Origin of the sequence: Glaciimonas sp. CA11.2 (assembly GCF_034314045.1) — a bacterium.
Taxonomy (GTDB): domain Bacteria; phylum Pseudomonadota; class Gammaproteobacteria; order Burkholderiales; family Burkholderiaceae_D; genus Glaciimonas.
Genome location: NZ_JAVIWL010000001.1, coordinates 119,844 through 141,812 on the forward strand (window position 1 = coordinate 119,844; position 21,969 = coordinate 141,812).

A 21,969-nucleotide genomic window follows, 5' to 3' on the forward strand; every position below is an offset into this window, starting at 1 on the left:
TTTAGTTCCGTCAGGTCGCTTGCTTATACGCCCTGACTTCAGTCAAAACATGCATCAGAACGTATCGCCAGGCAAGCGTACCCATCCCTCCATCAACACCCGTGCGCTGCGGCTCATGATCGCTTTGGTCACCGTCCATTCATCGTTGTTCTGGACAGCTTCTGCACCCACCCGCAAGGTACCTGAAGGATGTCCGAAACGCACTGCACTTAACGCGCCACCGCCAGCGGCGAGGTTCACCAGCGTGCCGGGTATCGCTGCGGCGGTCCCGATGGCAACCGCTGCCGTACCCATCATGGCGTGATGGAGTTTGCCCATCGACATCGCCCGAACCAGCAAATCGATGTCGCCAGTCTCAACCGGTTTACCACTGGAGGAAACGTAGGCAGCGGGTTTGGCGATGAAGGCAACCTTTGGTGTATGTTGACGATTAGCCGCTTCGTCAATGTGCTTGATGAGTCCCATGCGTACCGCGCCATGCGCACGAATGGTTTCAAACAGGGCCAATGCCTTGTCATCGCTATTGATCGCATCTTGTAGTTCAATGCCGGTGTAGCCGATCGCTTCTGCGTTGACGAAAATGGTCGGTATACCCGCATTGATCATCGTCACTTTGAGCGTGCCGACGCCCGGCACTTCGAGGTCGTCGGTGAGGTTGCCGGTCGGGAACATTGATCCACCCGCGCCCTCTTCGTCGGCTGCTGGTGAGATGAATTCCAGCTGGACTTCGGCGGCGGGAAAGGTCACACCGTCAAGCTCAAAGTCACCAGTTTCTTGCACGCTGCCGTTGGTGATCGGTACATGCGCGATGATGGTCTTGGCGATGTTCGCCTGCCAAATACGTACCGTTGCCATGCCGTTTTGTGGAATGCGACTGGCGTCCACCAAGCCGTTACTGATCGCAAACGAACCAACTGCGGCAGACAGATTGCCACAGTTTCCGCTCCAGTCAACGAATGCTTTATCGATGGCTACCTGACCGAACAAGTAATCGACATCGTGATCGGGCTTGCTGCTTTTGGACAGAATAACCGTCTTGCTGGTACTTGAGGTCGCTGCACCCATGCCGTCAATCTGTTTGCCGTAAGGATCCGGGCTGCCAATGACGCGCAGCAATAACGCGTCGCGTGCAGCGCCCGGCACTTGCGCTGCTTCTGGTAGGTCTTGCAGGCGGAAGAACACGCCTTTGCTGGTACCGCCGCGCATGTAGGTGGCGGCAATTTTGATTTGGGGCACGTGGGTCATGGTGATGTTTCCTGAGTTGTCTTGAGTGGTCATGCGCGGCACATTTTTGCGCCGCGCAAGATGTCAAACCGTCTATCGGGATAGTGCTGCCTGGCTAGCTTTTTAGCTAACTTATTAGGCAGATTGTTGGCCAGACTGTTTGCAACTTATTATGCAGTTGCCGACGACTCCAGAAAGTCCTGAGCGAAACGTTGTAGCACGCCGCCCGCTTCGTAGATCGACACTTCTTCCGCGGTATCGAGGCGGCAAGTGACCGGTACTTCCACGCGTTCGCCGTTCTGTCGGTTGATAACCAGCGTCAGCGTCGTACGTGGTGTACGCTCGCCAATCACGTCAAAGGTTTCAGTGCCGTCGATGTTCAAGGTGAGGCGATTGACGCCCGGCTTGAACTCCAGCGGCATCACGCCCATACCGACCAGATTGGTACGGTGAATACGTTCGAAGCCTTCTGCAGCAATCGCTTCTACACCCGCCAGACGCACGCCTTTAGCAGCCCAGTCACGTGAGGAACCTTGACCGTAGTCGGCACCGGCGATAATGATCAATGGCTGTTTGCGTTCCATGTAAACTTCAATGGCCTCCCACATGCGCGTGATCTTACCTTCCGGCTCAACGCGGGTCAGCGAGCCTGCTTTGACTTTGCCGTTTTCCAGCACCATTTCGTTTTTCAGTGTTGGATTAGCGAACGTCGCACGCTGCGCCGTGAGATGATCACCGCGATGGGTAGCGTAGGAGTTAAAGTCCTCTTCAGGTAAACCCATCTTAGCCAAATATTCACCGGCTGCGCTATTGAGCATAATGGCGTTCGACGGCGATAAATGATCAGTAGTGATGTTGTCACCCAAGACCGCCAACGGACGCATACCTTTCATCGTACGCTCGCCAGCCAGTGCGCCTTCCCAATACGGCGGACGACGAATGTAGGTCGTCTCTGGACGCCAGTCATACAACGGACTGACTTTCTCACCGTTATCGGCAACCACGGCGAACATGGGCTCGTAGACTTTGCGGAACTGTTCCGGCTTCACGCTGGAAGCGACGATGGCATCGATTTCTTCGTCAGACGGCCAGATATCTTTCAGCGTCACAGCGTTGCCAGCGGCGTCGATACCCAGGACATCTTTTTCAATATCGAAACGGATCGTGCCAGCAATCGCGTAAGCCACCACCAATGGTGGGGACGCCAGAAACGCTTGCTTGGCATACGGATGAATACGACCATCGAAGTTGCGGTTGCCCGAAAGAACAGCGGTAGCGTAAAGATCGCGATCCAATACTTCCTTCTGGATGACTGGATCAAGCGCGCCACTCATACCGTTGCAAGTGGTACAGGCAAAGGCGACAACGCCGAAGCCGAGTGTTTCCAACTCCGACAATAGCGCGGCTTCTTCCAGATACAGTTTGACCGTTTTGGATCCCGGAGCCAGCGAGCTTTTTACCCATGGCTTGCGCGTCAGACCGCGGGCATTGGCATTGCGCGCTAACAAGCCTGCGGCAATCATGTTGCGCGGGTTGTTAGTGTTGGTGCAACTGGTGATGGCAGCGATGATTACGGCACCGTCTGGCATCAGACCGGGCTCGTTTTCTACCTTGCCGCTGATACCACGCGCAGCCAGTTCGGAGGTTGGCACGCGGCTGTGTGGATTGGATGGCCCCGCGATATTACGTACTACCGAAGACAGATCGAAATGGATGACGCGTTCGTACTCGGCATGCTTCAGGCTGTCAGCCCACAGGCCAGTGGCTTTGGCGTAGAGTTCGACCAGTTTGACCAACTCATCATCACGACCGGTCAGTTTGAGGTATTTAATGGTTTGCTCGTCGATGTAAAACATCGCAGCGGTCGAACCAAACTCGGGTGCCATGTTGGCGATGGTGGCACGGTCGCCCAGCGTCAGATGGGATGCGCCTTCACCATAAAATTCGAGGTAAGACGATACAACCTTTTGCGCACGCAAAAACTCGGTCAGCGCCAGCACGATGTCTGTGGCAGTAATACCCGGCTGCGGTTTGCCGCTCAGTTGGACACCAATGATGTCGGGCAGACGCATCCAGGATGCGCGACCCAGCATGACGCTTTCAGCTTCCAGACCACCAACACCGATGGCGAGCACGCCCAACGCATCGACCATCGGCGTGTGACTATCGGTACCGATCAGCGTGTCAGGGAAAGCGACGCCATCTTTTACCTGCACCACCGGCGACATGCGCTCAAGATTGATCTGGTGCAGAATACCATTGCCCGGAGGAATCACGTCGACGTTTTTGAACGCCTTTTTGGTCCAGTTGATGAAATCAAACCGGTCTTCGTTACGACGGTCTTCGATGGCGCGGTTTTTATCGAACGCGTCCTTATCGAAGCCACCGCGCTCAACGGCTAACGAGTGATCCACCACCAATTGGGTTGGGACGACGGGGTTGACCAGCGATGGGTCACCGCCTTGGGCGGCAATCGCGTCGCGCAGTCCTGCAAGGTCGACCAGTGCGGTCTGACCGAGGATGTCATGACACACGACACGCGCTGGAAACCATGGAAAATCCAGGTCGCGCTTACGCTCGATGAATTGCTGCAGGGATGCAGTCAGCGTCGCAGGGTCGCAACGACGCAAGAGGTTCTCGGCCAGCACGCGTGACGTGTACGGCAGTTTATCGTAAGCACCGGGCGAGATGGCATCGACCGCGGCCCGCGTATCGAAGAAATCTAGCTTGGTACCGGGAAGGGGTTTGCGATTTTCTGTATTCATGGCTCAGTCGGGAAAGAGGAGAATGCTCAGGTTTTAGGCGTTACTTACTGTCCTTGGTCGACCCGAGCGGCAAAGCGTCCGGGTCGATGTTCCTGCTTTTTATTAGTACGCGTATTGCTGAAAAATTGCTAAAAAAACGATTAGCGTTTGTCGATCGGTACGAATGCCAAATCGTCTGGTCCGACATAATTGGCAGATGGACGAATAATCTTGTTATCGATACGCTGCTCGATCACGTGTGCGGCCCAACCGGAGGTACGGGAAATCACAAACAGCGGCGTGAACATCGCTGTCGGCACACCCATCATATGGTAAGAAACGGCTGAAAACCAGTCCAGATTCGGGAACATTTTCTTGACTTCCCACATCACGGTTTCCAGACGTTCAGCAATGTCAAACATAGCTGTCGAACCAGCTTCCGCTGATAAATTGCGTGCAACTTCTTTAATTACTTTGTTGCGTGGATCGGATACGGTATAGACCGGATGACCAAACCCAATCACGACTTCCTTGTTCTCTACCCGGCTTCTGATATCCGTTTCTGCTTCGTCCGGATTATCGTAACGTTTCTGAATTTCAAAAGCTGCTTCATTCGCACCACCGTGCTTTGGACCGCGCAAAGCGCCGATTCCACCAGCGATCGCGGAGTAAAAATCTGAGCCTGTACCGGCGATAACACGGCTAGTGAAGGTGGAGGCATTGAATTCATGCTCTGCGTATAGGATCAGCGAAACATGCATCGCTTTTTCCCATTCGGCGGATGGCTTTACACCATGCAACAGATGCAGGAAATGGCCGCCGATAGACTCATCATCGGTTTCAACTTCGATGCGCTTGCCGTTGGTGCTGAAGTGATACCAATACAGCAGCATCGAGCCGAATGATGCCATCAAGCGGTCCGCGATGTCGCGTGCGCCCGGCGCATTGTGGTCATCTTTTTCTGGCAATGTGCAGCCAAGCACCGAGACACCGGTGCGCATCACGTCCATCGGGTGCGAGGCGGCGGGCAGCGCTTCCAGCGCGGCCTTGACGCTAGCTGGCAAGCCGCGTAGAGATTTCAGTTTCGCCTTGTAGCCTTTCAGTTCTGCGGCAGTCGGCAACTTGCCGTGCACTAACAGATACGCGATTTCCTCGAATTCGCAGGTATTGGCGATATCCAGAATGTCATAACCACGATAGTGCAGATCGTTGCCGGTTTTGCCGACGGAACACAGCGCAGTGTTACCTGCAGTGACGCCGGACAGCGCGACAGATTTTTTTGGCTTGAAAGGGGTTACTTGAGCTTCACTCATTTTTTGATTCCTGATAGAAAAGAATTGGTGTAATCGGTAAATTGTAGTCAGTGCTACGCTTTATTTCCCAGCAACAAATTTCTCAACCGTCCGCCGCAAACATCACGAAGGTTCGGGTCACCTGGATGGGAATGAGAGATAACGCTGCCGGGTCGGCTTTGCGCCTATCCTTTTATTTTTTCTGGGCGGCAAATAAGGCATCCAGATGCTGCTCGAAATCGTGATAGTTGATCCGGTCATACAATTCCATGCGCGTTTGCATGGTATCGATTACGTTCTTTTGCGTGCCATCGCGGCGGATGGCGGTGTAGACGTTTTCGGCGGCCTTGTTCATGGCACGGAAGGCAGACAGCGGATACAGCACCAAACCAACATCAGCTGATTTCAGCTCATCGACCGTGAACAAAGGCGTGGAACCGAATTCAGTAATGTTTGCCAACACCGGCACTTTGACAGCGGCGGCAAATTGCTTATACATTGCCAGCTCAGTGATCGCTTCAGGAAAGATCATGTCGGCACCCGCTTCGACACAGGCCATCGCCCGATCCAGCGCGGATTCCAGTCCCTCAACCGCGAGCGCATCGGTACGCGCCATGATGACGAAATTGTCGTCGGTACGTGCATCAACTGCAGCTTTGATACGGTCAACCATTTCCTGCTTGCTGACGATTTCTTTATTCGGACGGTGACCGCAGCGCTTGGCACCGACCTGGTCTTCAATATGGATCGCTGCTGCTCCAAATTTGATCATCGATTTGACGGTACGTGCGACGTTGAAAGCACTTGAACCAAAACCAGTATCGACATCCACCAACAATGGGAGATCGCACACGTCAGTGATACGGCGCACGTCGGTCAGTACATCATCCAAATTGGAGATACCGAGGTCTGGCAAGCCGAGCGAACCGGCTGCGACACCGCCACCGGAAAGATAAATCGCCTTGAAACCGGCGCGCTTGGCCAGCAATGCGTGATTAGCGTTGATCGCGCCCACAACTTGTAACGGGGACTCTTCTTGCATCGCCTTGCGGAAGGCTGCACCTGCGGAATAACTCATGTTTTCTCCTTATGGATCGCAAACTTGTTTCATGCAGATATCTGCAATTCTAATACCGCTAAACTCTGCAACAACCATGCCAACTAAATAGCTCGTTTTAGAAAACCCGGATGAATGTTGAATAAGTCATTAAAATCAACATCTTGGAATGAAGTACCAAGGGCGATTCGTTGTAATTTAATGATTTATTTAACAATAAATGTTTCAATTTTTGTTTCAAATAATGTTTCATTAAAATGATGAAACATTATTTGAAACAAAATGGAACATCGCGCTCACACATGAAAATGCCATTGAACAACATTCGTGCCGCTCAGCGCCACTCAGTGCCACTCAGCGCCATTCAGCGCTATCAATAGCAATGACTGCCGATGATTGCCATTGAACATCACTGAGCTGGATCAACCGCCTTACCGGACATTATTTATTACGCCAAGGTAACATCAACAATACTGATTGGCATAAGTTGGCATAAAAATGAAGAAAGAAGAAAGAGCAATGACAACGATTGAACTACCTTTTCGAGCGACAACAGCGCAGGCATGCCACTGGCTTGCGCAGCAAACCGGGACACCGTGGACATTGGCACGCATGATAGAGAGCGGCTTGACGCCTTACGTCTGGCTGGACTATGACACCGAGTATCCAGCGCTGTTTGGTGATGCCAACGGCGGTTATCCGGCACCGATTTTTTTCGAAGGTGATACGCAGCGACTTGCCGCCGGTAGCGAAGATGTACTCATCACGATTACTAAAGATGTCTATCGGATAGTGGCGCAACTCAAACCTCCAGGTTTTAGGAGGGCTTTGCACGAGTTACGTTTTCTGAAAAAAGATCTGGAGCGCCTGACAAGCAAACTCAAACGTGAGGAAGACGCCAAGACCAAGGCCGACGCAAAAGCCAAGTCCGAACCAATCAGCGCCGACGGCGCAAAGGAATCACAAAGTGGCATCAACAAAGATCAAGCATTGATCGCATTTGCCAGCCTGGTAAAAATTGATCTACAGAAGGCGCTTGACGCTGGCGGTGGCATATTTGGCGATGATGGAGCAAGAGTTAAAGCGAGTACTAAAAAAGCAAAAAACAAAGCTGTGTGGAATCCGATTACGTTGGCGCTGGGATTGAACGACGTGTATCGAGTGCCAATGCCACATCTAAAACGTGCATTTAATACACATGATTTTTTAGCCGAATGGTCTAACGAATGGAACCAGGCTCTCGTGCTATTGGGCAAATAAAACGCCAACCGTGATGGTGGCGACAAAACGCCTGAAACACCATCCTTTCATCCGAAGAAGTCTCGCAATGTGAATTTTGAAATTTTCATGAACAACTGTTCGACTTCCGGCGACCACTCACGCCATTGCAATGGCGTCACAATATGCCTTTTTACCCCGCAGAATGTGGCAGAAACTGCGCATCCGCAAATATTCAGAAACGCGCAGTTTCGCAAATCATAAATTACACGTAAAGTGGAACCTAATGCTAAGTAAATACCACAAATCGTTGATTGTTTATCCACGCCATGGAAATTACCCTCGTCTATATGTACTCACTCAAAATAGAAGTTGGTCGACGACTAAAGCAAGCAAGAGAAGCTACCGGAAAAACGCTGGTCGAAACCTGCGCAGAAGTCCCGGGACTTTCACCTACGAGACTGTCAAACTGGGAAAATGGGACGCGAACAGCTGACCTCCAAATTGTCAAAAAACTAGCAAAAATATATCTGACCGGCGCTAGTTACCTGATGACTCTGGAGGATGAGCCACCAGATCCAAGATCAACCTTATTGATCACGCTATACAGGGCAACTGATATTCGCGGGCAAGAAGCAATTTTGCGCGTTGCTGAAATGGAATCGAAATATACGGTGATCCTTCAACTGCCCCCACCTGCAGACGAGAACAAACCTCCAGAACAACCTCAAAATCCTGACAGTTGATAAACCAGCATAAAAATTAACGAGACGAACCCACCGACAAGGTGGGTTTTTTTTAACAAAAATATAGTAGGTGTGGATATTTCTATTTACTTAATCCACATTAGGTGTAATATGAAGCTTAGCAGATTTTGAGGCAATCAACAGTTTGATGAAACTTTATCCACCACACTCAATACATTGTTGCCTTAATCAGGGGATCGCAGCGATATGACGAATAGTAATTTGATACTGGAGATGTGAAACGAAACGAAAAGTAACGACAGTACGGCTTGAGCTTTTTTGAATACATTTAAGTTAATGATTTGCTGCTAGGTATTTTTGTAACCGAAGACAGAATCTACGCCCAATACAGAAATGGCTGCCTCGTATACTCTTTCGTTCGCACACATCAACATCAATGAAGAGCGATGAGGCGCATGGCGGAATACTTCCCGCACACGCTTTACCGCTACAAGAGTGCCGGTTAGCTCTACAACGACGAACGGCGCATCCTGTGCATGATTGCGTTGATGATAGTCAATAACGCGATTAACAACTTCCATGGCAAGTGAATTAACTTGCGCCTCGTCCTTGGACGGTCCCGTCAGTGTGCCAATGGCAATGCCAACTACCAAACTTTTATTGTCTATGCGTGCTTCAAATGCAGTCAACGATGCTAACCCTCCTAATTCCTCCCCATCTGCAGGAGGCAAAAAAGTACTATTAATTTTCATTTCGTATCTCCAAAAAAAACGTTCATGACGTACCCGCGGATGCCATTTTTTGTCAATCGCAACACACTAGGGCCACTTTTTAAAGAGTCTTAAAAACGGTGACGCATTTAAATAAAATGATTAGCGATGAAGAAGTTTGTCGGTAACAGCTGCGTAATACCTAGTATCGATTTGACGTGCTTTTAGTATCAATAATAAGCGGCACAAGTTCTAGATAGTGCGTTATGCGGCCAGGTCTTTCAGTGGCATGCTATTTATGTTCTGGTAGTACATTCAACACGTGGGCAAAGATCGCTGACACGTTTTTAATGAAGCCATTGTATGAGTGCTTTGAAACGTGCATCACACGCGTTTAACAAATTTAAGTAATTTCCTATAGCCTCCTTCCGCGATAACTGGCCCTATTTAAGCACAACGATATTTAAAATATCTCAACACAAATGTGGCCACGATCACTGCCTACAAAAAACGTTCTTGAATGGATGTTTGAGATAACCACCTCTGCAACAGCGCCACGATCCACACCGATGGATAAGATCACGACATTTGTAAGGACCCGCGTTGGTTGTACAAAGGGCGCGTCGACTCTGTGGATGTGGGCAAGTCAAGCCGGATATTTAATCATTCAGCATTTGAGATTGACATCGACGACCTGACGGGTCGCGTCGAAATAGCAACTCTATCCAACACTCCCCCTTCTACATTTCCATACAGCAACGTTACGGATTGCCACTAAGCAATGTATAGAAATACCTCTGACCACTCTCCATCGTTGCGGCATCAACATTTTCGATGCTTGTAAGTTTACGTAAGTTTATAACAAGATTTGTGTAAGGTTACGGCCCCACACTCCACACGCGCAGGCTCGCACAACAAGCGCGCATTACAAGCACGCATAACAAGCACGCATGAAGACTATTTGGTATTTAGCCCGTCTAAAAATTGCAATCTGGGAAAAACCCGACTGGCATCAAGGTCGCTAAATAACAGCACAGCAGATTGCAGAGTTAGATTTAACAATTTTAATAATGAAGGAGACAGGCATGGCGATCAGCATTGCAGCAGGAAAAGTGGCCTCACGCAGCATCACTGCGGACGAGAGAAAAGTCATTTTTGCGTCATCACTTGGCACAGTATTCGAATGGTATGATTTTTATTTATACGGCGCGCTGGCGGCGATTATCGCTAAACAGTTTTTTGCTGGCACGGACTCCAACACAGCATTTATTTTTGCGTTGCTGGCATTTGCTGCGGGATTTATCGTGCGCCCATTTGGCGCTTTGGTATTCGGCCGTCTGGGCGACATGATCGGTCGGAAATATACATTTCTGGTAACGATCCTGATCATGGGACTGTCGACCTTTGTGGTCGGCATTTTGCCTAACTACAACTCTATTGGCATTGCCGCACCAATCATTTTGGTCGCTTTGCGTATCTTGCAAGGTCTTGCGGTCGGTGGAGAATATGGCGGAGCCGCCACGTATGTCGCCGAGCATGCGCCCGATGACAAGCGTGGTTCGTTTACTGCATGGATCCAAACAACAGCGACACTGGGATTATTTTTGTCTCTATTAGTCATCCTTGGTACACGTACGGCGATGGGTGAAGAAGCATTCGCTGACTGGGGCTGGCGCATTCCGTTCCTTTTGTCGATCGTTTTACTCGGCGTTTCGGTCTGGATTCGCTTATCCATGAGCGAGTCCCCTGCCTTTGTGAAAATGAAAGCGGAAGGTAAAGTCTCCAAAGCACCGTTGACCGAAGCATTCGGCCAATGGAAAAATATGAAGCTGGTCATTTTAGCTTTGTTTGGTTTGACCGCAGGTCAAGCCGTGGTCTGGTACACAGGTCAGTTTTACTCGCTATTCTTCCTGACGCAAACGCTTAAAGTTGACGGTCCAACTGCCAACATTCTGATTGCAATGTCTTTATTACTTGGCACGCCCTTTTTCTTGATTTTTGGCTCGTTGTCGGACAAGATTGGTCGCAAGCCAATTATTATGGCGGGTTGCCTGATAGCGGCACTGACGTACTTCCCAATCTTTTCGGGCTTGACGCACTATGCCAATCCAGCACTCGAAGCAGCTCTGAAAAGCGCACCGGTCACCGTCACAGCAGATCCAGCGACTTGTCAGTTCCAGTTCAATCCAACTGGTACCAAGAAGTTCACTTCTTCCTGCGACATCGCCAAAGCCAAGCTGTCTGCCATGTCGGTTAATTATGAAAACGTCGCAGGCGCGCCGGGTTCAGTAGCAACCGTCAAGATCGGCGATAAAACGCTCACTTCGTACGACGCAAATGGTTTATCGAAAGCAGATGCTACGGCTCAGGACAAAACGTTCTCCGCTGCGTTGTCCAGCAACGTCAAAGAGGCAGGTTATCCGATCAAAGCAGATCCAGCAGAAATCAACAAACCGATGGTCTTGTTATTACTGTTCATCCTGGTGGTCTACTGCACGATGGTGTATGGTCCAATTGCGGCGATGCTGGTCGAGATGTTCCCTACTCGCATCCGCTACACATCAATGTCATTGCCATATCACATCGGTAACGGCTGGTTCGGCGGTCTATTGCCAACTACGGCGTTTGCTCTGGTTGCTTTCAAAGGCGATATTTATTATGGACTGTGGTATCCAATTGTGATCGCTATCGGTACTTTCCTGATCGGCATGCTGTTCGTAAAAGAAACTGTGAATAACGATATCTACGCGGAAGAGCGCTAGTCCGATAAGAGACCGCAAAGTTAATCAAAAAAAGTAATCGATGTCCTGCTCCACATCATCAAATAGCAACACGATCATGTGGAGCAAGTCATCTTCAATTCAGTTATTTTTAAACGCCTCTGCGACACAATGATCAAGAGTGGGTTGCATCAGTGAGAATACATAGGCAATAGCTGAGCGTCCACGATTACTTGCTCACTTCTGGCGTGCGATCGATGAATGGCGTGCTCTTCTTTATATCCGGAGTGGGTGCAAGCACTGCAATATAACTTCCAAAAAAAACGCATCAAGCAAGAACTAACCTGCTTAATGCGCTTAAAGAAACACCTTCAACTCCGCTGATTATTTATCCCGCTTTACTTGTCCCGCATTACTTATCTATAAACTGCTCATTACCGACAATGCCAATTTTGGTGACACCAAGCCGTTGCGCCGATGCCATCACGGCGGCAACCGATTTGTACTCCACCAGTTTGTTCGGCCGCAAATGCACTTCATCCACATTTCCCATCGCTGCTACCGCCTGCAATTTACTTTCCAGCTCGGCCTTGCTTGCCATTAGGGCTCCGTTCCACAGCACATTTCCCGTTGGATCAATATCCACGGTATCAACAATCGGCGGTGCTGATTGTACTGGTGGATTACCAGTCGGCATGTTCAACTTTATTGCATGATTCTGCATTGGAATCGTGATAATCAACATGATGATGAGGACCAGCATGACGTCAATCAATGGCGTCATATTCATTTCCATCATCGGTTCCGGATCGTTACCGTTTCCACCAGATGAACCAATATTCATACCCATACTTTGCTCCCTGTTATTGGCGCGGTGGCGGTTCGGTGATGAAACCAATCTTGGCGATCCCGGCCCGCTGCGCGGTCAAGATCACTTTGCCGATATATTCATATTTGGTTTGCTGATCGCCGCGAATGTGCAACTCTGGCTGTGGCACGATGACCGCCACCAGCTTCAGCTTCGCCAACAGTTGCGCGGTGTTCGGCACTAGTTGCTCGTTCCAGAACATGTCGCCATGCTTGTTCACCGCCAGATTGATATTCTCCGGTTTGGTGACATAAGGTTGATCAGTTTCGCTCGGAAGCTTGACCGGAATCGTGTGCGTGACGACCGGAATCGTTATCAGAAAAATGATCAGCAACACCAACATAACGTCTACCAGCGGCGTCGTGTTAATCGTGCCGATCACTTCGTCTTCGTCCCCATCGGAAGAGCCGAGTGACATACCCATGATTAGCCAACCTTTTTCTTGATGCTAGCAATTTGACCCGCAGAACTCGTCGACATCACACCGCTCAACAAGACCGAGTGCAGATCGGCGCTAAACGAACGAATCTCTTCCATCGCGCTTTTGTTACGACGTACCAACCAGTTGTAACCCAGCACAGCAGGAACGGCGACTGCCAAACCGATGGCGGTCATGATCAGCGCTTCACCGACCGGTCCAGCAACTTTATCAATCGATGCCTGACCAGCGATACCGATGGCGGTCAACGCATGGTAAATCCCCCATACCGTACCAAACAGACCAACGAACGGTGCTGTTGAACCAACTGTCGCCAGAAAAGCCAGACCATCTTGCAAACGGCTTTGCACCTTTTCGACTGAACGCTGGATCGACATTGTGATCCAGGTATTGAGATCAATTTGCTCTAGCAATGCACCATCGTGGTGTTCGGTCGAGGTACTGCCGGTCTGGGCAATAAAATGATAGGCGCTGGCTGGCTTGAGACCTGCAATCGCCACTTCGACGCTAGGTGCTTTCCAGAAATTGTTCTTCGCATCTTTAGCCTGACCCATCAATTTCACTTGCTCGATCAACTTGGTGATGATGATATACCAACTGCCCATCGACATCAGGACCAGAATAATCAGCGTACCGCGTGCCACAAAATCGCCGCCCTTCCATAAGGCATCAAGTCCGTATGGATTACTGACCGTTTCCGTCGTGGCCGGAAGCGGCGGTGGCATTGGGTTGGCGCTGATGCCCGATGCCGCTACCTCCGCGGTATTAGTAGTTACTGTGGAAGTGGAATCTGCTGCCGATGTAATGGCTGAAGTTCCAGCCGATGCCGATGTCTGCGCCACAGCCAGCGGAGCGGAGAGTGTCGCAGCAGTGATCATGACAACGGCAACAAATGCGGATAGGCGATTACGAGGTGTAGACATACGAGTACTCCAAATTGTATAAATGAGATTGCTGAAAAGACGAACAAAGGTGTACTACTTCAGACTGCTTATTCCAGCTTCCAGACATACTGCATTCTTGTCGTAGACGCGATTGCCTGTCCATCGGCCATCGCGGGGACAAAGTGACAAAGGCTCCACGCTTTCATGGTCGCCCGGTCCAGATCTCTGAAGCCGCTGCTTTTTTCTACTACAGCATCAAGAACATTGCCATCAGCACCGATAGACAGTTTGACGTTAACCACGCCCTCTTCTTCATTTTGCAATGACGCTCTTGGGTAAGCTGGTTTTTCGCAATTTCCCGCTACTTTTGCGCTGGTATGGGATGGCGTTGCAGGACCTGTCGCTGCGGCAGATGGTTGCGCGGTTGACGTCGGCAAGTCCGGCGTGGATGGTTTGACATTGGTGACCGCTGCAATCACGTTCACCTGTGGTTGGGGCTGCACTTTCACCTCAGGCGGCGGTACAAACGGTGGTGGTGGCGAGACTGTTTTTGGTGGTGGCGGTACTGGTTTAGCTGGTGGTGGCGGTGCTGGTGGCTTGATCTCTTCCACGATCTTGGTTTCGACCGGTTGTTGAATCACTTCAACAACCTTACGTGCAAGGCCCGTAAGAAGTGCATACACAAGGGCCACATGCAAAATAACCACCACACTGATGCCGACTACATTCCTGGAAGGTTTTTTTCCATCCTGCGTGAAATCCATACCTCTTTCCTCCGTTACATCGTTGTTCAATTGCTGAAAAATTCTGCAACCAATTCTGCACATTAGTACGCCAGCAAGTAACCAATTGCCCGCTCCACAACGACAAGACCAAATGGGGTCATCTCGTTATGGAACGGGCGCAAGCCAATCACTAATGACTCATTAAGAAATCCTCGAAAAAACGATTGAGGATTCCAAACAATCGGCTACTTAAATGCATAGTTCGCGCGCACAAAGAAAGCCCGACCGATTGCGTCGCCATAACGTGCGTCGTAACCGTACTGGAAGTTATCGGTCACGTTGGAGGCGGGTGGGTCGGTATTGAACAGATTTTTGATACCGGCAGTCAATGTCAGGTTTTTAAACCCGGCGTAGGTTCCAGACAGGTTGTAGCGGGTGTACGAACCAACGTGATGATTGAAACCTTCCGCGACGGAGCTGCCGTTTTGATCCCGATAGCCAGTCGCAAAAGATTGCTGCACCACTGCGCCCCAAGGACCTTTGCTCCAGGTGAGTGTCGCAGTATGGCGCCAGCGGAATATCACGCCACCGGCCGTACCAACACCGCCGCCATAGACGCCCAGATTGCTTTTATACGCGCCACCTTTTTCGGACTGATAGTCGTATTGGTTGACGTAAGTACCGTCCAGCGCCATTCCAAAATTGCCCCAATCAGATTTCGGCAGACGCCATGAAAGACCCAGATCAATACCTTGCGTTTTGACGTTGCCAAGATTGACGTTGGTATCGATGATGTAATTGAGTGAACCATCAGGATTACGCACATAATCTGCGGCATATTTGACTGGATCGCCAAAAATATCACCCTCTGGCACTACCGATATCTGGTTCTTGATTTTGATATTCCAATAATCAATCGAGAGCGTCACATCTTTCAACGGTTCCATCACAGTACCCAACGTAAATGAGTTGGATTTTTCTGGTTGCAATTGTTTGTTACCGCCACCTTGTCTGAAGAACTGCTGACCGCAATCACGCGCGCTGATACCGCCCGACACTGCTGTTCCGTTAGGGCATAACGACGGATCATCATAGACGCTGCTGGTATAAGTTTTGGAGTTTGGATCATTCAGTTCATACAGACTAGGCGCACGAAAACCTGTGCTATACGAAGTACGGAACATCAAGCGCTTAGCCGGTTGCCAGCGTAGCGCTACCTTAGGATTCAACGTATTGCCGACGTCGCTGTATTTGTCGTAACGCAAGGCCAGCTGTGCTTCCAGCGACTTTACGATAGGGACATTGAATTCGGTAAACACCGCGCTGACATTACGACTACCTGAAGAAGACTGGGCATCTTGCGAACCAGTGCTTTCGGATAAATCTGCTAGCGCATGATTTACGTTGAACTGTGCGCTTTCATGGCGGAACTCACCACCAATCGCAAAACCTAACGGTCCTGCAGGCAACTGGAACAGTTCACGGCTGGCCGTAAAGTCGATCGACGCAGTTTGCGTTTTCGCACTTTCATAAGCGCCGAGCACTTGCGCGCTGTTCAGATAAGCGGTTCCCGCTGCACTTTGCGCGCCAAACGGATTGATAATTCCGCTTAACAGTCCGGACTTCACCAAATCATTGTTTAAATAACCGCCGTTCAGCTCGTCGCGTGCTTTACTCATCGAATAAGACAAACCGGTCTTGTAATCCCATCCAAATTTTGTGCCTTCCATACTCAACAACAAACGGTCAGTGCTGTTAATGGAATCATTGATACGCTGTCCAGCATCTGCAGAACGCCAATTGAGCGAGAGCGGACCGCCGCTTAAGCCTGCGACTCCGGGAGTTACGCCGTTCCCAGGGTAATACGGGCTGGAGCTTGGAATCAGATAGTCGCTGCTGGTACCGCTACCGTCACCGGCAAAAACATCACCTGCGACGCGTGTTCTTACCTTGCTTTCGGCATGCAGGTATTCAATCGAAGCGGTATTATCTGCATCGAGCTTGAAGGTGCCTTTACCAAGGAAAGAGACCTCTTCTGTTTGCGGAATAATACCGATATTGGCTTGACTGTTATAGCGACAAGTACCGGCGGCGGAAGGATTGGCGAAAGGTGGACGGCAACCAGAACCGTAATACGGATTGCCACTCAAACCAGAAGGTTTGCCCGAGGTTGGATCAATCGGACCGGCACCGGGGTCGTAAAAGTTGGCTGGACTGGAATTACCACTGCTGGCATTCAATCCAATACCAGGATTGCGACCACCCAATTGTGAAAAACTGCGGTCGCTTGCTTTGACGCCGTTCTGCGAGTGATAGTCAATGACGCCAAAGAAATTGAAGCCATCCTTATCCAGATCGCCCATACCACCGGACAAATTGAAACGTTTTTCGGCGCCGCCAGCCTGCTCGGGCACGATGCCTTCGACACTCAGATTAACGCCGGTGTAAGAGCGCTTGGTAATGAAGTTAATCACACCGCCAATGGCGTCTGTACCATAAATGGCTGAAGCGCCATCCCGCAGAATTTCTACGCGATCAAGTGCTGCAAGTGGAATCACATTCAAATCGACTGCCGCGCCGTCAAATGCGCTGTTGGCCAAACGACGACCATTGAGCAATACCAGCGTTTTGTTTGAGCCAAGACCGCGTAAATCTGCGGCTGCGCCAACTGTTTTGCTAGTGCCGACATTCGACGATGAATTAAATTGTGTTTGATTGCCGGAGACGGTTGCCAATACTTCGGCAGCGGTGGTTGCACCCACTTTGGTAAAATCATCCGCCTTGATAATTGTGATCGGCGATGCACCTTGCGCCGCCACGCGCTTAATGGATGAACCTGTAATTTCGACCCGTTGCAATTGCGGTTCACTAGAAGGATCCTCCTGCGCAAACGCAGAATGTGCTATCAGGCCGAAGCCGACAGCCATGCCCCCCGAAAAGACCCTACGTAGTGATCTCGACAAACCCTTTTCCGTCATCATAAACAAACTCCCCAGGGGATAATAGTTAGAGTTGAAATTAAATCTTTGTAAATTTCGATATATTTATTAATCGCCTTGTGAGCGATTTGAAGAAAAATTATTCTCTTTTATAGAATAAATAAAAATAATTTCCGCAATATTCAGAATTACCAAAAAATAACAAAACACGACAAAAAACAAAATACACGACGATTTATTGGAAAATGGCATTAATTTAAACGATCAATAACATTCCACAATGCAACATTAAGCAAATTTTGTGCCATGCAAAATTACCCCACAAATCTGGTGTATGCTTTCACAATGGCAACAATACAAATGTGCTTTTGAGTGCGTTTTTAAGCACCTTACAAACGCTCTTTAAGATATTGTTTACATAGCGTTTTTTAACGCCACGGCACCATAAAACAAGCTTTATAAAAGGCCCAAAAAGGGAAATAAAGATGCGGATTTCTAAACGACTAGGCCATTTACTGCTCGCACCTGTTTGCATGTTGATAGTTGCAAATGCAGCAGGTACTGCATCAAATCCAGCAGACCTGTCTAAAGTCGTACATGTTGCGTTTGAAGCAGCCGACGATGGATTCGATATGGTCCGCACAAACAACAGTCTTTATTCAACATGGGTTGGTGAAGCGATCTATGAGAGTTTGCTGACCTACGACTATTTGGCGAGACCGGCTAAATTAATTCCAAAGACGGTTGAGGCCATGCCGGAAATCAGCAAGGATGGGCGAACTTATGTCTTCCATATAAAGAAGGGCATATTTTTCACCCCGGACCCAGCTTTTAACGGGGCACGACGAGAATTGACGGCACAAGATTATGCGTACTCCATCAAGCGCGTCCTTGATCCAAAAAATCGCTCGCCGCAGGCTAGTTCATTTGAAGGAAAAATTGTCGGCCTCGATGCAATCGTCGAGGAAGCAAAAAAATTAGGACAGTTCAATTACGATGCGCCGGTTGCGGGGCTTGAAACACTGGATCGTTATACGTTGCGGATCCAGCTCAATGCGCTCGATCAGACATTCCTCTATCTGTTGGCACACTCGACAACGGGTGCGGTAGCACGTGAAGTGATTGAAAAATATGGTGCGGACTCGGGCCGGCATCCGGTCGGGACCGGAGCCTATTTTCTAAAAGAATACGTCCCGCGTAGCAAGATTGTGCTGGAAGCAAACCCTGACTATCGGGGTTATATCTGGAATTTCAAATCTTCCGGGGATGCGTGGGATAAACAAGTCATCAAGGATATGCAGGGCAAACATATGCCACAAGTCGGCAGAGTTGAAATCAGCATCATTGAAGAAGAACAGCCACGCTGGCTGGCCTTTGATAGCGGGCAACTGGATATCGGTGAACTAGCCGGTAGCTCAGTTGAAAAAGCATTAAATAAAGACGTGCTTAAACCGCAGTACACATCCCAAGGCGTCTCTCTATATCGCTTTGTCGGGGCAGAAATTACGCATACTATCTTCAACTTTAAAGACCCTATCGTTGGCGGTTATACAAAAGAGAAAATCGCACTGCGTCGCGCCATTGCCATGGCCTATAACCTTGATGATGAAATTAGACTGGTGCGATTTGGTCAGGCCACCAAAGCGCAATCGGAAGTGCCGCCCGGTGTCGCTGGCTATGATCCGAAATATCGTAGCAGTATTGCTTACGATCCTAATCTGGCAAATAAGCTGCTGGACTATTTCAAGTACGGCAAAGGTTCGGATGGCTATCGCAATATGCCGGATGGCAAACCCTTCACAATCAAAATTTTTTCGACCGCCTCATCCGCAGATCAAGCTCGGATGGAAATTTGGAAACGCTCTCTGGATGAAATCGGCCTACGCACTGATTTTCCAGTCAGTAATTTCGCCGACAATCTCAAAGCCGCATCTGAATGCAAGTTGATGATGTGGGGTCTCGGTGGAACCGCCAGCATCCCGGATGGCTCCGATTTTCTAGAAAGTTTTTATGGGCCGAATGCTGGGCAAGGCAATCTCGGCTGCTATGCGTCCCCCGCATTTGACGATGCTTATCGTAAAGCGAGGGTATTACCCGATGGCCCCGAGCGGCAAGTATTTTACAATTTGATGGAGCGCCAAATCGAAGCGGATACCGCACAAGTATTGCATCTCTCACGCTTTCGCAACTGGGTAATCCGTCCATGGGTGAAGGGCTTTAAAAAGCATCCTATTTTGCATGCGGACTGGGAATATCTAGACATCCAAAAACACTAACTTTGAGGGCTTACCCCAAATCGCCCCAGCGGCGTTGTGCTTTCCTCGCCGCACTATTGGGACTTACGGAAAATCGCCCCAGCGGCGTTGTGCTTTCCTTGCCGCACTCTCGTGCTGTCTTCGTCGGCACGCCTTGCTGGGACGGTTTTCCGTAAGTCCCAAAGGTAGGTTGCCCGAAAAAGTCGCGTACTTAAATGGCCGATACAGTTTTATTAGCAAAAGACAACATCGTTGCAATATGGAGATTTTAAAAATAATGCATTCATCATCGTACCGTAGACCGCTTTCACTTCACCGATCTGCCGAATCAGGTGGTCGCTTTGGTCGCCTTTGCGCCAATCTGGGCGGTGGCTTGAGCGTCGTCAGCTTGTGTATCGCGGTGATCTTCGCCTTACCGCTGCACACGGCTAGTGCGGCACCTACGTCACCAGCCGATCCGGGCAAGGTGTTGCGCTATGTCATTCCAGCGGCGGAAACCGGTTTTGATCCGGCGATGACGCGTGATCTGTATTCGCAGGTGGTGAATCAATCGGTATTCGAACCGCTCTTTACTTACGATTATCTGGCAAGGCCTGCCAAGCTGGTGCCACTCACAGCGGAGGCGCTGCCCGAGGTATCCGCGGATGGTAAGACTTATACCATTCGCTTAAAAAAGGGGATCTATTTTTCTGCCGATCCCGCCTTCAACGGCAAGAGGCGCGAGCTGACGATGGCTGACTATGTGTATTCCTACAAGCGTCTGCTTGATCCCATACTCAGCTCTCCGCAAGCCTGGCTGCTTGAAGGAAAAGTCATCGGACTGGATGAACTGGCGACCGATGCCAGAAAAACCAATCGCTTCAATTATGACTCCAACATTCACGGTCTTGAATTGCTTGATCGTTACACCCTGCGCATCAATCTGAAACAGCCTGATTTTAACCTCGGCATGATACTAGCTCACCAACCGACCGGTGCTATGGCACGCGAAGTGGTGGAGAAATATCGTGACGCGCAAGGTCAGGTGATGGCAAATCCGGTAGGAACCGGGGCTTATTTGTTGACGCAATGGGTGCGTGGATCACGTATCTTGCTGTCGGCCAATCCTGACTATCGCGGTTATATCTGGGATTTCAAGGCAGGTAGTGATCCCGACGATCAACGTATCGTCGCGCAAATGCAAGGCAAGCACATGCCGCAAATCGGTCGGATCGAAATCAGCGTGATGGTAGAAGACCAATCGCGTTGGCTGGCTTTTCAGAAAGATGAAATTGACCTCTTTCAGCTAGAGGGACCGCTCGCCCCACAAGCGCTATTGGATGGCAAGCTGAAACCGGAGTTGATCAAAAAAGGTATCCAGCTATCGCGCATCGTCGATCCAGAGATCAGCTATACCTATTGGAATATGCGTGATCCTGTTTTGGGTGGAATGAGCAAAGAGAAAATCGCTCTGCGCCGTGCGATTGCGATGGCCCACAATGTCCGTGAAGAAATCAAGATCGTCTGGAATGACGAAGCAATTCCACTCGAATACCCGATCCCGCCCGGTGTCATTGGCTACGACCCGAACTACAAAAGCAGCATCCAATTCGAACCCGATGCGGCTAACGCCCTACTCGATAAGTTCGGCTACAAAGTTGGTAAAGATGGCTGGCGCACTCTGCCAGATGGCAAGCCCTTACAGATACGCTACACCGCCCGCGCCGACTCGCTGGGACAACAACAGTCCGAGATGTGGAAGAAGACCTACGATCTGATTCATATTCATATGCTTGGCGATTTGAAGCCGTTTCCGGATATTTTGAAGGCGGAAAAACAATGTCAGTTGCAAACTCGTACCGCACCATGGATAGCTGACTATCCGGATGGCGACAACTTCATGCAATTGTTCTATGGCCCGAATATCTATCAGAACAATAACGGCTGCTCGAAGATTCCTGAGTACGACACGTTATATGCCGAATCGCAAAAAATGCCAGCCAGTCCTGAGCGTGACGTGCTGTATCACAAAATGGCGCGCATTTTAGAGGTCTATGCACCGATTCGTCCTGGCTATGCCCGCTATCGCAACATGCTGGCGCAACCACGCGTTATCGGCTTTAAAAAGCATCCGATATTGCCGATCGAGTGGATGTATTTTGATATTGAAAAGCGCAAATAGTGTGCTTTAGTTTTGCTGAAGTTCTC

General features: G+C 49.8%; 15 protein-coding genes. 5 read left to right on the forward strand and 10 right to left on the reverse strand.

The window, feature by feature from the left end:
* Positions 1-54: 54 nt before the first annotated feature.
* The 4 genes from prpF to prpB form a co-directional block, all read right to left on the reverse strand.
* On the reverse strand, positions 55-1,245 hold the full coding sequence (gene prpF, locus RGU75_RS00485) for a 2-methylaconitate cis-trans isomerase PrpF (protein ID WP_322232315.1): 1,191 nt from the start codon (positions 1,243-1,245) through the stop codon (positions 55-57).
* A gap of 149 nt (positions 1,246-1,394) precedes the next feature.
* On the reverse strand, positions 1,395-3,989 hold the full coding sequence (gene acnD / locus RGU75_RS00490) for a Fe/S-dependent 2-methylisocitrate dehydratase AcnD (protein ID WP_322232316.1): 2,595 nt from the start codon (positions 3,987-3,989) through the stop codon (positions 1,395-1,397).
* A 140-nt stretch (positions 3,990-4,129) separates the two neighbouring features.
* A complete protein-coding gene (prpC, locus tag RGU75_RS00495; protein WP_322232317.1) occupies positions 4,130-5,281 on the reverse strand; it encodes a 2-methylcitrate synthase in 1,152 nt (383 codons plus the stop codon).
* A gap of 172 nt (positions 5,282-5,453) precedes the next feature.
* Positions 5,454-6,338, reverse strand: a complete 885-nt coding sequence (gene prpB, locus RGU75_RS00500; RefSeq protein ID WP_322232318.1) for a methylisocitrate lyase — start codon at positions 6,336-6,338, stop codon at positions 5,454-5,456.
* 498 nt (positions 6,339-6,836) lie between these two features.
* Here prpB and RGU75_RS00505 point away from each other — a divergent pair, with 498 nt between their 5' ends.
* Positions 6,837-7,577: a hypothetical protein gene (locus RGU75_RS00505; protein ID WP_322232319.1), complete on the forward strand. Its 741-nt coding sequence runs from the start codon at positions 6,837-6,839 to the stop codon at positions 7,575-7,577.
* 287 nt (positions 7,578-7,864) lie between these two features.
* Complete coding sequence (locus RGU75_RS00510; protein ID WP_322232320.1) at positions 7,865-8,281, forward strand: helix-turn-helix transcriptional regulator; 417 nt, start codon at positions 7,865-7,867, stop codon at positions 8,279-8,281.
* Positions 8,282-8,589: 308 nt separating this feature from the next.
* Here the strand turns inward: RGU75_RS00510 and RGU75_RS00515 are convergent, their stop codons facing one another.
* The gene (locus RGU75_RS00515) at positions 8,590-8,994 is read right to left on the reverse strand and encodes a hypothetical protein (RefSeq protein ID WP_322232321.1); all 405 of its coding nucleotides are present in this window, start codon (positions 8,992-8,994) and stop codon (positions 8,590-8,592) included.
* Between the two features lie 1,043 nt (positions 8,995-10,037).
* On the opposite strand from RGU75_RS00515, the gene RGU75_RS00520 reads away from it, so the two are divergent.
* Complete coding sequence (locus RGU75_RS00520) at positions 10,038-11,714, forward strand: MFS transporter (RefSeq protein ID WP_322232322.1); 1,677 nt, start codon at positions 10,038-10,040, stop codon at positions 11,712-11,714.
* A gap of 370 nt (positions 11,715-12,084) precedes the next feature.
* On the opposite strand, the gene RGU75_RS00525 is transcribed toward RGU75_RS00520, so the two are convergent.
* The 5 genes from RGU75_RS00525 to RGU75_RS00545 form a co-directional block, all read right to left on the reverse strand.
* Complete coding sequence (locus tag RGU75_RS00525) at positions 12,085-12,522, reverse strand: biopolymer transporter ExbD (RefSeq protein ID WP_322232323.1); 438 nt, start codon at positions 12,520-12,522, stop codon at positions 12,085-12,087.
* A gap of 13 nt (positions 12,523-12,535) precedes the next feature.
* Complete coding sequence (locus RGU75_RS00530; RefSeq protein WP_322232324.1) at positions 12,536-12,964, reverse strand: biopolymer transporter ExbD; 429 nt, start codon at positions 12,962-12,964, stop codon at positions 12,536-12,538.
* 2 nt (positions 12,965-12,966) lie between these two features.
* Positions 12,967-13,902 (reverse strand): MotA/TolQ/ExbB proton channel family protein, encoded by a 936-nt coding sequence (locus RGU75_RS00535; protein ID WP_322232325.1) that lies wholly within the window; start codon positions 13,900-13,902, stop codon positions 12,967-12,969.
* A 68-nt stretch (positions 13,903-13,970) separates the two neighbouring features.
* Positions 13,971-14,627 (reverse strand): TonB family protein, encoded by a 657-nt coding sequence (locus RGU75_RS00540; RefSeq protein WP_322232326.1) that lies wholly within the window; start codon positions 14,625-14,627, stop codon positions 13,971-13,973.
* Positions 14,628-14,833: 206 nt separating this feature from the next.
* Positions 14,834-17,569: a TonB-dependent receptor gene (locus RGU75_RS00545; RefSeq protein WP_322232327.1), complete on the reverse strand. Its 2,736-nt coding sequence runs from the start codon at positions 17,567-17,569 to the stop codon at positions 14,834-14,836.
* 443 nt (positions 17,570-18,012) lie between these two features.
* Here RGU75_RS00545 and RGU75_RS00550 point away from each other — a divergent pair, with 443 nt between their 5' ends.
* Positions 18,013-19,803 (forward strand): ABC transporter substrate-binding protein, encoded by a 1,791-nt coding sequence (locus RGU75_RS00550; protein ID WP_322232328.1) that lies wholly within the window; start codon positions 18,013-18,015, stop codon positions 19,801-19,803.
* A gap of 256 nt (positions 19,804-20,059) precedes the next feature.
* Positions 20,060-21,943 (forward strand): ABC transporter substrate-binding protein, encoded by a 1,884-nt coding sequence (locus RGU75_RS00555; RefSeq protein ID WP_322232329.1) that lies wholly within the window; start codon positions 20,060-20,062, stop codon positions 21,941-21,943.
* The last annotated feature ends 26 nt before the right edge of the window (positions 21,944-21,969 follow it).

What these genes read in the sequence shown, in the direction of transcription:
- prpF (WP_322232315.1), bottom strand. Translation starts at nt 1,245, where the DNA reads ATGACCCACGTGCCCCAAATCAAAATTGCCGCCACCTACATGCGCGGC.
- acnD (WP_322232316.1), bottom strand. Translation starts at nt 3,989, where the DNA reads ATGAATACAGAAAATCGCAAACCCCTTCCCGGTACCAAGCTAGATTTC.
- prpC (WP_322232317.1), bottom strand. Translation starts at nt 5,281, where the DNA reads ATGAGTGAAGCTCAAGTAACCCCTTTCAAGCCAAAAAAATCTGTCGCG.
- prpB (WP_322232318.1), bottom strand. Translation starts at nt 6,338, where the DNA reads ATGAGTTATTCCGCAGGTGCAGCCTTCCGCAAGGCGATGCAAGAAGAG.
- RGU75_RS00505 (WP_322232319.1), top strand. Translation starts at nt 6,837, where the DNA reads ATGACAACGATTGAACTACCTTTTCGAGCGACAACAGCGCAGGCATGC.
- RGU75_RS00510 (WP_322232320.1), top strand. Translation starts at nt 7,865, where the DNA reads ATGGAAATTACCCTCGTCTATATGTACTCACTCAAAATAGAAGTTGGT.
- RGU75_RS00515 (WP_322232321.1), bottom strand. Translation starts at nt 8,994, where the DNA reads ATGAAAATTAATAGTACTTTTTTGCCTCCTGCAGATGGGGAGGAATTA.
- RGU75_RS00520 (WP_322232322.1), top strand. Translation starts at nt 10,038, where the DNA reads ATGGCGATCAGCATTGCAGCAGGAAAAGTGGCCTCACGCAGCATCACT.
- RGU75_RS00525 (WP_322232323.1), bottom strand. Translation starts at nt 12,522, where the DNA reads ATGGGTATGAATATTGGTTCATCTGGTGGAAACGGTAACGATCCGGAA.
- RGU75_RS00530 (WP_322232324.1), bottom strand. Translation starts at nt 12,964, where the DNA reads ATGGGTATGTCACTCGGCTCTTCCGATGGGGACGAAGACGAAGTGATC.
- RGU75_RS00535 (WP_322232325.1), bottom strand. Translation starts at nt 13,902, where the DNA reads ATGTCTACACCTCGTAATCGCCTATCCGCATTTGTTGCCGTTGTCATG.
- RGU75_RS00540 (WP_322232326.1), bottom strand. Translation starts at nt 14,627, where the DNA reads ATGGATTTCACGCAGGATGGAAAAAAACCTTCCAGGAATGTAGTCGGC.
- RGU75_RS00545 (WP_322232327.1), bottom strand. Translation starts at nt 17,569, where the DNA reads ATGATGACGGAAAAGGGTTTGTCGAGATCACTACGTAGGGTCTTTTCG.
- RGU75_RS00550 (WP_322232328.1), top strand. Translation starts at nt 18,013, where the DNA reads ATGCGGATTTCTAAACGACTAGGCCATTTACTGCTCGCACCTGTTTGC.
- RGU75_RS00555 (WP_322232329.1), top strand. Translation starts at nt 20,060, where the DNA reads ATGCATTCATCATCGTACCGTAGACCGCTTTCACTTCACCGATCTGCC.